Annotated in this window: 10 protein-coding genes; 6 read left to right on the top strand and 4 right to left on the bottom strand. The window is 72.8% G+C overall.

The window, feature by feature from the left end:
- Positions 1-262: 262 nt before the first annotated feature.
- Positions 263-1,447, bottom strand: coding sequence for a PP2C family protein-serine/threonine phosphatase (locus tag E4U92_RS00625; protein ID WP_137298235.1), 1,185 nt, complete (start codon positions 1,445-1,447; stop codon positions 263-265).
- 209 nt (positions 1,448-1,656) lie between these two features.
- Between E4U92_RS00625 and E4U92_RS00620 the strand changes: the two genes are divergently transcribed.
- Positions 1,657-2,904, top strand: coding sequence for a GNAT family N-acetyltransferase (locus E4U92_RS00620; protein WP_137298234.1), 1,248 nt, complete (start codon positions 1,657-1,659; stop codon positions 2,902-2,904).
- An 82-nt stretch (positions 2,905-2,986) separates the two neighbouring features.
- Here E4U92_RS00620 and E4U92_RS00615 read toward each other — a convergent pair whose 3' ends face one another.
- Both E4U92_RS00615 and E4U92_RS00610 read right to left on the bottom strand, forming a co-directional pair.
- Positions 2,987-3,793, bottom strand: coding sequence for an Fpg/Nei family DNA glycosylase (locus E4U92_RS00615; protein ID WP_137298233.1), 807 nt, complete (start codon positions 3,791-3,793; stop codon positions 2,987-2,989).
- Between the two features lie 60 nt (positions 3,794-3,853).
- Positions 3,854-4,339, bottom strand: coding sequence for a ribose-5-phosphate isomerase (locus tag E4U92_RS00610; RefSeq protein WP_137298232.1), 486 nt, complete (start codon positions 4,337-4,339; stop codon positions 3,854-3,856).
- 207 nt (positions 4,340-4,546) lie between these two features.
- Here E4U92_RS00610 and E4U92_RS00605 point away from each other — a divergent pair, with 207 nt between their 5' ends.
- On the top strand, positions 4,547-6,037 hold the full coding sequence (locus E4U92_RS00605) for an amino acid permease (protein ID WP_137298231.1): 1,491 nt from the start codon (positions 4,547-4,549) through the stop codon (positions 6,035-6,037).
- Positions 6,038-6,100: 63 nt separating this feature from the next.
- On the opposite strand, the gene E4U92_RS00600 is transcribed toward E4U92_RS00605, so the two are convergent.
- On the bottom strand, positions 6,101-6,682 hold the full coding sequence (locus E4U92_RS00600; protein WP_137298230.1) for a biotin transporter BioY: 582 nt from the start codon (positions 6,680-6,682) through the stop codon (positions 6,101-6,103).
- A 477-nt stretch (positions 6,683-7,159) separates the two neighbouring features.
- Here E4U92_RS00600 and E4U92_RS00595 point away from each other — a divergent pair, with 477 nt between their 5' ends.
- The 4 genes from E4U92_RS00595 to E4U92_RS00580 all read left to right on the top strand — a co-directional run bounded on the left by E4U92_RS00595 (position 7,160) and on the right by E4U92_RS00580 (position 11,307).
- Positions 7,160-8,404 carry an ROK family transcriptional regulator gene (locus E4U92_RS00595; protein ID WP_137298229.1) on the top strand — a complete coding sequence of 415 codons (1,245 nt, stop codon included), beginning with the start codon at positions 7,160-7,162 and terminating at the stop codon, positions 8,402-8,404.
- 292 nt (positions 8,405-8,696) lie between these two features.
- Positions 8,697-9,752: an ABC transporter substrate-binding protein gene (locus tag E4U92_RS00590; protein WP_137298228.1), complete on the top strand. Its 1,056-nt coding sequence runs from the start codon at positions 8,697-8,699 to the stop codon at positions 9,750-9,752.
- The gene (locus tag E4U92_RS00585) at positions 9,749-10,597 is read left to right on the top strand and encodes an ABC transporter permease (RefSeq protein ID WP_137298227.1); all 849 of its coding nucleotides are present in this window, start codon (positions 9,749-9,751) and stop codon (positions 10,595-10,597) included. The genes E4U92_RS00590 and E4U92_RS00585 overlap by 4 nt, the downstream gene beginning before the upstream one ends.
- A complete protein-coding gene (locus E4U92_RS00580) occupies positions 10,573-11,307 on the top strand; it encodes an ABC transporter ATP-binding protein (RefSeq protein WP_137298226.1) in 735 nt (244 codons plus the stop codon). The genes E4U92_RS00585 and E4U92_RS00580 overlap by 25 nt, the downstream gene beginning before the upstream one ends.
- Positions 11,308-11,311: the final 4 nt, after the last annotated feature.

The raw sequence follows: 11,311 nt of genomic DNA, 5'->3' as shown, positions 1-11,311 counted from the left end.
GGATCAGCGAACCGAGATCGTCGCTGGAGCCGCGCGAATCACGCATCAGGGTCGACAGCGTCTGCGCACCCATGTCGAACTTCATACCGAACCCGCCCTCCCCCGTTGGGGTCTGTCTGCCACATCTGTACGCATCCCATCTGTAGCAAGGGTCCGATTGCCGAAGCAATCGGGATCCGGCCCTAGTTACGTGCATGCGACAGTTCCATGACCGTGTCATGGGGGCGCGGAACGGGACACAAGGGGCGTTCGGCGCGCGGGGTCAGCGGGGCGCGGACGTGGCCGTGGGGCCCTCGCGGCAGATGAGGAGCAGGGCCCGGTCGTCGTTGACGTCCTTGGCGACCGCCTCGATCAGGTGCCAGGCGGCGCCGTGGAAGCCGCCGGCGACGTAGCGGTCGGCCTCGCCGGTGAGGCGGTCGATGCCCTCGGCGATGTCGCGTTCGGCGGTCTCGACGAGGCCGTCGGTGAACAGCATCAGCACGTCTCCGGCGCGCAGCGACCCCTTGACCGGGTCGAACTGGGCGCCCTCGTACACCCCGAGCAGTGGTCCCTCGGCGGCCTTCTCCTCCCAGCGGCCGCTGCCCGCGCTGAGCTGGAGGCCCGGCGGGTGGCCCGCGGAGTACAGCTCGTAGTCGCCGGAGTCGAGGTCGAGGACGAGGTGGATGGAGGTGGCGAAGCCCTCCTCCCAGTCCTGGCGCAGCAGGTAGCCGTTGGCGGCGGGCAGGAAGGCGTGCGGGGGCAGGGAGCCGAGCAGGCCGCCGAACGCGCCGGACAGCAGCAGGGCCCGGGAGCCGGCGTCCATGCCCTTGCCGGAGACGTCGGTGAGGACGACCTCCAGGGTGCGGCCGCCGTTGGTGCGGGCGGCGACCACGAAGTCGCCGGAGAAGGACTGGCCGCCGGCCGGGCGCAGCGCCATCTCCTGGTGCCAGCCCTTGGGCAGCTTCGGCAGCTTGCTCTGCACGCGGATGCGTTCGCGCAGGTCGAACAGCATGGTGCCGCCGCGCCGCCAGGGCACGCCGACGCGGCTGCGGAACTGGGCGATGAGCAGGCCGAAGAAACCGCATGCCGCGACCACGAGGACCACGCCGGGGGTGACCCGGGTGGCGCCGCCCTCGGTGTAGGGACCGAGCCGCACGGACTCCACGATCAGCGCGGTGGCCGCCGCCGCGTACAGGCCGAGCAGGCTGGCCGGGCGCAGCAGGAGGCCGCCGGCGACGATGGGCAGGACCAGCGCGGCCGGGGAGCACCAGACGGGGGCGGCGAGGGTGCCGGCGGCGATGAGCGGGACGGTGAGCAGCAGGCCGGCCAGGGCGATCCAGTCGGAGCCGTCGCCGCGGAAGTAGTCGACGGCGCTTTTGCGCACGCCGGTGCGGACCCGGTGCATCAAGTGCTTCAACCGGGCCGTGACCGTCTCGGCTTCCGCGCGCCGCCCTCGTCCTGCTGCCATCAGTTCGGGACCCTATCCATCGAACCCGCTGCTTGGCACGGGAGGTCCCACTTGTCCCCCGTCCGGGGCCCGACTTCACAGTGGACTCCAGTGAACTGCACGGAAAGCGCTCGCGCCCCGGGGAAGGGGAAATTGCCTCGCCCGGGTCCGCACGGCCCTGGTACGGATGGATCCATGGTGACCGGGGGACCGACCGAGGAGACGGTGACATGAGCGGGCGTGGTGGCTTCGCGGGCGACCTCCGGGTGCTGCGGCAGGACGACTGGGACGGGTGGTACGACACGCTGCTGCGGGCGTTCGGCGGGGTTCCGGAGGCGCCGGAGGAGCGCGCGACGTGGCGGGCGCTGACCGAGTGCGACCGGTCGCTCGGGGTGCGGGACGGGGACGCGTGGGTGGGGACGGCCGGGGCGTTCTCGTTCCGGCTGACCGTGCCGGGCGGGGCGTCGGTGCCGGCCGCCGGCGTGACGATGGTGAGCGTGGCGGCGACGCACCGGCGGCGCGGGGTGCTGACGTCGATGATGCGCCGGCAGCTCGAGGACGTGCGGTCCTGGGGCGAGCCGCTGGCCGTGCTCACGGCGTCCGAGCCGGCGATCTACGGCCGGTTCGGGTACGGCGCCGCGACGTTCGCGCTGAGCGCGGAGGTGGACACGGCGCGGGTGCGGCTGTCCGTGCCGCCCGGCACCGAGGACGTACGGCTGCGGTACGCGGCGCCCGGTGACGCGCTCGCGGTGTGCGAGGCGGTGTACGCGCGGACGGTGCCGGAGCGGCCCGGGATGCTGGCGCGGCGGCCCGGCTGGGAGCGGGTGGGCCTGCTGGACCCGGAGAGCGAGCGGGGCGGGGCGTCGCCGCTGCAGTGTGTGCTGGCGCAGCGGGACGGGGAGACGGTCGGGTTCGCGCGGTACCGGGTGCGGCCGGAGTGGACGCCTTCGGGGGCCGAGGGGCAGGTGCTGCTGAAGGACCTGGCCGGGGTGGACCCGGCGGCGCGGGCGGCGCTGTGGCGGTTCCTGTTCGACCTGGACCTCACGTCGTCGCTGCGGACGCGCGGGCGGCCGGTCGACGAGGACTGGCAGTACCTGGTGTCGGACGTGCGGCGGTGCGGGCTGCAGGTGCGCGACGCGCTGTACGTGCGGCCGGTGGACGTCGGGGCGGCGCTCCAGGCGCGGACGTACCAGGCGCCGGTGGACGTCGTGCTGGAGGTGGCCGACGACTTCTGCCCCTGGAACGCCGGGCGTTGGCGGCTCAGCGGCGACGCCAAGGGTGCGAGCTGCGACCGTACGACGGACGCGGCGGATCTGGCCCTGTCGGTGCGGGAGCTGGGGGCGGCCTATCTCGGCGGGGTGTCGCTGGCGTCGCTCGCGGCGGCCGGGCGGGTGCGGGAGCTGCGCGGCGGGGCGCTCGCCGAAGCCTCGGTGGGGTTCGGCAGCGCGGTGGCGCCGTGGCTGCCGCACGGGTTCTGATGCCCCCGGATTCCGGCACCGCGCGGGTGCTGACGCCGCGCGCGTCCTGACAGGGTTCTCCCCGGTCCGGAGTGGGTCCGGGTCAGAATGTCTGGCAGGTGGGGCACCAGAAGAGGTTGCGCGCGGCGAGGTCGGCCGTGCGGACGGGGGTGCCGCACAGGTGGCACGGCCGGTCCGCGCGGCGGTAGACGTAGACCTCGCCGCCGTGGTCGTCCACGCGGGGCGGGCGGCCCATGGCCTCGGGGGTGTGCTCGGGGCGGACGGTGTCGATGCGGTTGGTGCGGACGCCCTCGCGCATCAGGGCGACCAGGTCGGTCCACAGCGCGTCCCATTCGGCGGGGGTGATGTCGCGGCCCGGGCGGTAGGGGTCGATGCGGTGGCGGAAGAGGACCTCAGCGCGGTAGACGTTGCCGACGCCGGCGATGACCTTCTGGTCCATGAGCAGGGCGGCGACGGTGGTGCGGCTGCGGCGTATGCGGGCGTACGCCAGGGCGGGGTCGGCGTCCGGGCGCAGCGGGTCGGGGCCGAGGCGCGCGTGGACCGCCCGCTTCTCGTCGTCGGTGACGAGGGCGCAGGTGGTGGGGCCGCGCAGGTCGGCGAAGCCGGTGTCCGTGGTCAGGCGCAGCCGGATGGTGTCGGTGGGCGGGGGCGCGGGGGCGGGGCCGAGGGTGACCTTGCCGAAGAGGCCGAGGTGGATGTGGACCCAGGTGTCGGGGGTGAAGCCCAGGAAGAGGTGCTTGCCGTGGGCCTCGGTGGTGACGAGGGGGGTTCCGGTGATCAGGGCGGCGGCGTCGGAGAACTTGCCCTGCGGGCTGGTCGCGGTGACGTCGCCCGTGAGGTGGGCGGCGTAGTCCTCGGCCAGCCGGTGAATGGTGTGCCCCTCCGGCACGCTGATCCTGTCCTTCCGTCCCGTCTCGTCCCGTCCCGTTGCGCCCCCGCGCGTCTGCCGCTACTGCTGCGGGTGGTGCGCCGGGATCGGGGGCAGGTCGCCCGTCGTCTCGTAGGACGCCAGCATGTCGATGCGGCGGACGTGGCGCTCGTCGCCCGAGAACGGGGTGCCGAGGAAGGTCTCGACGAACTTCGTCGCCTCCTCGGTGCTGTGCATGCGGGCGCCGACGGCGACGACGTTGGCGTTGTTGTGCTGGCGGCCCAGGGACGCCGTCTCCTCGCTCCAGGCGAGGGCGGCGCGGACGCCCTTGACCTTGTTCGCGGCGATCTGCTCGCCGTTGCCGGAGCCGCCGATCACGATGCCGAGGGAGTCCGGGTCCGCGGCCGTCCGCTCCGCGGCGCGCAGACAGAAGGGCGGGTAGTCGTCCTGGGCGTCGTAGATGTGGGGGCCGCAGTCGACCGGGTCGTGGCCGGCCGCCTTGAGCCAGTCGACGAGGTGGTTCTTGAGTTCGTAGCCCGCATGGTCCGAGCCGAGATACACGCGCATGGGTGCAGTGTGACACGGGGGCCACGGGGCAGCAGCGTGGGGTGGCCGACGGGAGGACCTGTGACCGAGGCTACAGAACCTCAGGGAAACCTCAAATAACAATCCGGAATCAAAGGTTTCCAGATCCGTACACCTCCGATTCACTGGACCGACTCGTACACCGCTCGTACGAGGAACCCCCTCAAGCGGCGCAAAGGAAATCCGTCCATGACTTCGCAGCCGACCCTGTCGAAGGCCGGAAGCGGCCACGGAGGCCCGCACGGATCCGGGGAACCCGGTTCCGGACTCCAGGCCGGACTCAAGAACCGCCATCTGACGATGATCGCCATCGGTGGTGTCATCGGCGCCGGACTCTTCGTGGGCTCCAGCTCTGGCATCCGCACCACCGGTCCCGGCATCCTGCTCTCCTACGCCCTCGTCGGCACGCTCGTGGTGCTGGTGATGCGCATGCTGGGCGAGATGTCGGCCGCCAACCCGACCTCCGGGTCGTTCTCCGCCCACGCCGACCGCGCGCTCGGCCGCTGGGCCGGTTTCTCCATCGGCTGGCTGTACTGGTTCTTCTGGGTGGTCGTGCTGGCCGTCGAGGCCACCGCCGGTGCCACGATCCTGGAGGGCTGGATCCCCGCCGTGCCCCAGTGGGGCTGGGCGCTGATCGTCATGGTGGTGCTGACCGCCACCAACCTCGTCTCCGTCGGCTCCTACGGTGAGTTCGAGTTCTGGTTCGCGGGGATCAAGGTCGTCGCGATCGGCGCGTTCATCGTCGTCGGCGGCCTGGCGATCTTCGGTGTGCTGCCCGGCGTCGACAGCGACAAGGCGGGCGTGTCCAACCTCACCGACCACGGCGGCTTCCTGCCGCACGGCCCCGGCGCGATCCTCACCGGTGTGCTGCTGGTCGTCTTCTCCTTCATGGGCAGCGAGATCGCGACGCTGGCGGCCGGCGAGTCCGAGGACCCGCAGCGGGCCGTCACCAAGTCGACCAACAGCATCATCTGGCGCATCGCCGTGTTCTACCTGGGCTCGATCCTGGTGGTCATCTGCCTGCTGCCGTGGAACGACCCGTCGATCAAGGACAAGGGCTCCTACGTGGCCGCCCTGGACTCCCTCGGCATCGCGCACGCCGGTCAGATCATGAACTTCATCGTGCTGACCTCGGTGCTGTCCTGTCTGAACTCCGGCCTCTACACGGCCTCCCGGATGGCGTTCTCGCTCGGTGAGCGCGGCGACGCGCCCAAGGCGTTCGCCCGGACCACCTCGCGCGGTGTGCCGAGGACCGCGATCGTCGCGTCCGTCGTCTTCGGCTTCGTGGCGGTCTTCTTCAACTACAAGTTCCCGGACTCGGTCTTCCTCTTCCTGGTCAACTCCAGTGGCGCGGTGGCCCTGTTCGTGTGGCTCGTCATCTGCTTCTCGCAGCTGCGGATGCGCCGGATCATCCAGGCCGAGGCCCCGGAGAAGCTCGTCGTGAAGATGTGGCTGTACCCGTACCTGACCTGGGCGACGGCCGGGCTGATCGTCTTCGTCCTCGTCTACATGCTCACCGACACCGAGCACGACGGCCGCGAGACGGTGCTGCTGTCGCTGCTCGTGGCCGCGATCGTCCTCGCCATCGCCTTCGTCAAGGAGGCCCTGGCGAAGCGGAAGCCGCAGCAGGTGACCGACGGCGGCGAACAGGACCGCGACCAGGCGGTCACCCCGCGGTAGACGGCCGCACCCACGACGAAGGGGCTCGCCGGACGGACGTCCGGCGAGCCCCTTCGTGGTTGATCAGCGGTCGAGGAGCTTCCAGGCGGTGGGCAGCAGGCCCATCGCCAGCGCCGCCTTGAGGGCGTCACCGATCAGGAACGGCGTGAGGCCGGCCGCGATCGCGGCGGACGCGGACATGCCGGTGGCCAGGGCCAGGTAGGGCACGCCGACGGCGTAGATGATCGCCTCGCCGAGCAGCATGGTGGCCGCGGTGCGCCACACGCTGCGGTCGGCGCCGCGCCGCGCGAGGGCGCCGACGACGGTGGCGGCGAGGAGCATGCCGAGGACGTAGCCGAAGGAGGGGGCCGCCGCGCCGGAGCCGCCGCCCGCGAACCACGGCACACCGGCGACGCCCGCCAGCGCGTACAGCGCGAGGGACAGGAAGCCGCGGCGGGCGCCCAGGGAGGTGCCGACGAGCAGCGCGGCGAAGGTCTGGCCGGTCACCGGCACCGGGGAGCCGGGGACCGGCACCGCGATCTGGGCCGCGAGCCCGGTCAGGGCGGCGCCGCCGAGGACCAGGGCCGCGTCCCGCAGACGGGAGGCGGGAAGGAGGTCGGCGAGGACCTCGCCGGTACGGGCCGGTGCGGCGGCAGCGGTGCTCATGGGGACTCCGCGGGGTGAGGGCAGTGCTGGACACCGTGACGCTATCCCAGGGCGCCCGGCGTGATCACCGTCAGCCGTCGACAAAGGCGCCGCCACCGGCTTCATGGGGACCGCACAAAGAGTGCCGGTTACACGCGCTGCGACGTGACTCCGGTCACTGAGGTGGCGTGGCTCGGACGACGCGGGCCGAGCGGGGGGCGTCTGTAGGGTTCCGCCAATCCGGGCGGGGGCGTCTCATCCCGGTGTCTCAGCGCTCGGTCGCCCTCTGGGCAGGACGTCGGCCGCCTTGCTAGCTTCGGGCGCATGGTCGCCCAGTCCCGGTACTTCTCGTCGCGTCGCCACGTCGACCTGCGGCGCGTGGACACGGCCGCCTGTCGCCCCCGGCGGTGAGGCGGCGGAGTCGCTCCGGCATGCCTCGCCCACTGCGCGAGCAGCGAAGTGATGGCGCACTGCCGGACCGGCCCCGAGGAAGCTCCGATGCCCCGTACCGCGACACCCCGTACCCAGACGCCCGCCGTTCCGGCCGCCGCGGCGGCCGGCCCGTCCCCGTCTCCCGTCCCCCGGGTCGCCGACCCCGACCGGCGGCGCACCAGCGCCAGCGCCGTGCTGCGCTCGGTGCTGGAGCACGGCCCGGTCGCGCGCAGCACCGTGGCCCGGCTGACCGGGCTGTCCCCGGCGTCGGTGACCGAGCACTGCGCCCGGCTGGCCGGGCTCGGCCTGGTCCGCGAGGCGGAACCGCCCCGCACGGCCGGCGCCCGCGTCGGCCGGCCGCACGTCCCCGTGGAGCTGGACGACACCGGGTTCGTGGTGGCCGGGGTGCACGTGGCCGTGCCGTACACCACCGTCGCGCTGCTGGACCTGCGCGGGCGGGTGCTGGCCCGCCGGGAGGTGAAGCACGCCTCGCCCGAGCCCGCCCGGGTGCTCACCGGGGCCGTCGGCGCGCTGGACGCGCTGCTCGCGCGGACGGGCCGCCCGGCGCTGGGCGTCGGGGTCGCGGTGGGCGGCTGGGTGGACCGGGACTCGGGGACGGTGGTGGAGCATCCGCTGCTGGGCTGGCGGGACGTGCCGGTGCGCGAGCAGCTCGGCGCCCGCACCGGCCTGCCGGTCCATGTCGACGGCCACGCACGGGCGTTGGTCAACGCGGAGCGGCTGTTCGGGCGGGCGCGGGGCGGCGGGAGCCTGCTGCACCTGTTCGTCGGCAACGTGGTCGACGCGGCGTTCGCCACCCGTGACGGGGTGCACCACGGCCCCCGTTCCCAGGCGGGCGCCATCGCGCACCTGCCGCTGGCCGGGGGCGGCGAGCCCTGCGGGTGCGGGCGGGTCGGCTGTCTCCAGGCGGAGCTGAGCGAGCGGACGTTGTGCCGGCGGGCGCGGGAGGCGGGGGTCGTCGACGGGGCGAACCCGATGCGGGTGGTGGCCGCGGCGTCCGGCGGGCACCCGGTGGCGGTGCGGCTGCTGGTGGAGCGGGCGCGGATGGTGGGCCGGGCGGCGGCGCTGCTGCTCGACGTGCTGAACCCGGAGCGGGTCGTCGTCACCGAGGTCGGTGCCATGCTGCGTGCGGACTGCCTCGCGGCGCTGCGCGAGGAGGTCGGTCCCGCGCGGGCGGACTGTGTCGCGCCGACGAGTTTTCCGCTCGATTCCGTCCTGGCCGTGGCGGGCGGCGCGGTCACCCTGGACGTGCTCTACCGGGACCCGCTGGGCGTGTCACCTCGATTTAATTAATTCAGAAACGCGGAATGTTGACAGGGGCCGAGCGTGACCGGGAGCCTGGTGCTCATGAGCTGTCGCACCTTCTGTTGCTGACGCCCCGGCGCGCCGGGAGCGCCTCCCTCCTCCCGCCTTTCGACGCGTAGTCACGCGCGTTTCCCCTTTCCCGGCCGGCGTGTTCCGGTCCAGGTATTGCGGTCCGTGTAGTGCGGTCCGCGCCTTCCGGTTCGCTTTTCCGCTGTGCCCGCGCGCCCGTTTCCTTTCTGCTGCCCTGCCCTTTTCCAGCCCCTTTCCCGGGAGTTCCGCCATGCCTGTGTCCCACGACCGACGTGTTTTCCTCGCCTCCGTGCTGGGGGCCGCCGCCTCGGTGGCCGGCCTCAGCGGCTGCGCCCAGAGCAGCGCCGCGAGCACCGGTGCGGGGGCCTCGTCGGCCCCGCTCGCCGACAAGGTGCCGGCGGGCACCCGCCTGAAGATCGCGTCGTTCCAGAACCAGCAGCAGCTCCTGTTCAAGCTGGCGGAACTGCCGGAGCTGCCGTTCACGGTGTCGAGCTGGCTGAACATCGGCGCCGGTCCCGATGTCATCAACGCGTTCCGCGCCAAGTCCCTGGACCTCGCCAACAACGCGGGCATCCCGCCGATCCAGGCGCACTTCCAGGGCTTCGCCGCGAAGATCGTCGCGATCGACGTGACCCGCAAGCCGAACTACGTGTTCGCCACCAAGCCCGGCAGCGACCTCCGCACGGTCGCCGACTTCAAGGGCAAGAAGCTGGCGTTCTCCCAGGGCCAGGCGCAGGGCGTGGTGCTGCTGCGGGCCCTGAAGAAGGCGGGATTGTCCTACGACGACGTCCGGCTGGTGCCGCTGACCAGCAACCAGTTCCTCACCGCCCTGCAGTCCGGCCAGGTCGACATCGCGCCGCTCGGCAACCAGCAGGCGCCCGCCTACCTCCAGCAGTACGGCCCGAAGGGCGCCCGCACCATCACCACCGACGTCGTCGACCTGCTCAACCTGCTGTGGGCGCCGGTGTCGGTGCTCGAGGACCGCGCCAAGGCGGCCGCGGTCGCCGCGTACATCCCGCAGTGGGCCAAGGGCCTGGTCTGGCAGTACGAGCACCCGGACGTCTGGAACGAGGAGTTCTACGTCAAGACGCAGAACCTCAGCCTGGCGCAGGCCCGGGGCATCTCCGCCCTCGCCAACAAGCCGCTGTTCCCGCCGCGCTGGGACGAGGCGATCGCCTGGGAGCAGGAGACCGCCGACCTGCTCGCGGAGGGCGGCTTCGTGAAGAAGTTCGACGTCTCCTCCCTGTTCGACCACCGCTTCGAGTCCCTCGCGGCCGAGGCCGTCCCCGAGGAGTACCGCAAGTGACCGCCGTGACCACCTCCACCGTGACCGCGGCGCCCGCCGCCGCCCCCGACGAACGGCCGCGCACCCGCCGCCGCGCCCTGGCCCCCGGCCGCCGGCTGCCCGCCGCACGGCTGGCCGGGCCCCTGCTGGTGCTCGCCCTGTGGGCCGCCGCCTCCGCCGCCGGACGCCTCGACCCGGCCGCGATCCCCGCGCCGTGGACGGTGCTGCGCACCGGGGTCCACCTGTGGACCGACGGGACGCTGGCCGGGGACATCGCCACCTCCCTGCAGCGCGCCGGGTACGGGTTCGCCATCGGGCTCACCGCGGGCGTCGTGCTGGCGCTGGCGTCCGGGCTGAGCCGCACCGGCGAGGCCCTGATCGACGGGACCGTGCAGCTCAACCGGGCGATCCCGACGCTGGGCCTGATCCCGCTGTTCATCCTCTGGCTGGGCATCGGCGAGACCTTCAAGATCGCCATCATCGCGATCGTCGTCTACATCCCGATCTACCTCAACACGCACGCCGCGCTGGCCGGCATCGACCACCGGTTCGTCGAACTCGCCGAGGTGCAGGGCCTGTCCAGGGCCCGCTTCGTCCGGGAGGTCGTCGTCCCCGGGGCGCTGCCCGGGTTCTTCGTGGGACTCCGGCTCGGCGTCACCGGCTCCTGGCTGGGCCTGGTGGTGCTGGAGCAGATCAACGCCACCAGCGGGCTCGGCTACCTGATGTTCCAGGCCACCAACTACGGCCAGTCGGACGTGATCCTCGTCGGCCTGGTGGTGTACGGCATCTTCGGCCTGGTCTCCGACAGCGTGGTCCGTCTCGTCGAACGGAGGGTGCTGTCATGGCGCCGCACACTGAGCAGCTGACCCGTCCCGCCGTCCGGCTCCAGGGGCTGACCCGCTCCTTCGACGGGCGGACCGTCCTGGACGGCGTCGACCTGGAGATCCCCGCGGGGCAGTTCGTGGCCCTGCTCGGGCACAGCGGGTCCGGCAAGAGCACCCTGCTGCGGGCCGTCGCGGGTCTGGACCACGAGGTCACCGGCAGCGGCCTGCTGACCGCTCCGGAGCGGGTGTCGGTGGTCTTCCAGGACTCCCGGCTGCTGCCCTGGCGCCGGATCCTGCCCAACGTCCTGCTCGGCCTGGACGGCAGGGGCGCCGAGGAGCGGGGCCGCGCGGCCCTCGCCGAGGTCGGCCTCGCCGGGCGGGAGCGGGCCTGGCCCAGCGAGCTGTCCGGCGGCGAGGCCCAGCGTGCCGCGCTGGCCCGCTCGCTGGTGCGCGAGCCGGAACTGCTGCTGGCCGACGAGCCGTTCGGGGCGCTGGACGCGCTGACCCGGATCAGGATGCACGCGCTGCTGCGGGAGCTGTGGAAGCGGCACCGGCCCTCGGTGCTGCTGGTCACCCACGACGTCGACGAGGCGATCGTCCTCGCGGACCGGGTGCTCGTCCTCGACCACGGCCGCATCGGCCTCGACCTGACCGTCGACCGGCCGCACCCGCGCTCCTACCGGGACCCGCTGCTGAGCGAGTACCGCACCGAACTGCTCGGCGCGCTCGGGGTGGTCGAGGACACCGACTGAGCGG

Origin of the sequence: Streptomyces galbus (assembly GCF_005280195.1) — a bacterium.
Taxonomy (GTDB): domain Bacteria; phylum Actinomycetota; class Actinomycetes; order Streptomycetales; family Streptomycetaceae; genus Streptomyces; species Streptomyces galbus.
The sequence above is the reverse complement of the archived record's forward strand: the minus strand, read 5'-3'. Positions and strand labels throughout refer to the sequence as shown.

Bases quoted from the DNA above. Each gene is read 5' to 3' on its own strand.
- E4U92_RS00605 (WP_137298231.1), top strand. From the start codon at position 4,547: ATGACTTCGCAGCCGACCCTGTCGAAGGCCGGAAGCGGCCACGGAGGC.
- E4U92_RS00600 (WP_137298230.1), bottom strand. From the start codon at position 6,682: ATGAGCACCGCTGCCGCCGCACCGGCCCGTACCGGCGAGGTCCTCGCC.
- E4U92_RS00590 (WP_137298228.1), top strand. From the start codon at position 8,697: ATGCCTGTGTCCCACGACCGACGTGTTTTCCTCGCCTCCGTGCTGGGG.
- E4U92_RS00580 (WP_137298226.1), top strand. From the start codon at position 10,573: ATGGCGCCGCACACTGAGCAGCTGACCCGTCCCGCCGTCCGGCTCCAG.
- E4U92_RS00625 (WP_137298235.1), bottom strand. From the start codon at position 1,447: ATGGCAGCAGGACGAGGGCGGCGCGCGGAAGCCGAGACGGTCACGGCC.
- E4U92_RS00595 (WP_137298229.1), top strand. From the start codon at position 7,160: ATGCCCCGTACCGCGACACCCCGTACCCAGACGCCCGCCGTTCCGGCC.
- E4U92_RS00620 (WP_137298234.1), top strand. From the start codon at position 1,657: ATGAGCGGGCGTGGTGGCTTCGCGGGCGACCTCCGGGTGCTGCGGCAG.
- E4U92_RS00610 (WP_137298232.1), bottom strand. From the start codon at position 4,339: ATGCGCGTGTATCTCGGCTCGGACCATGCGGGCTACGAACTCAAGAAC.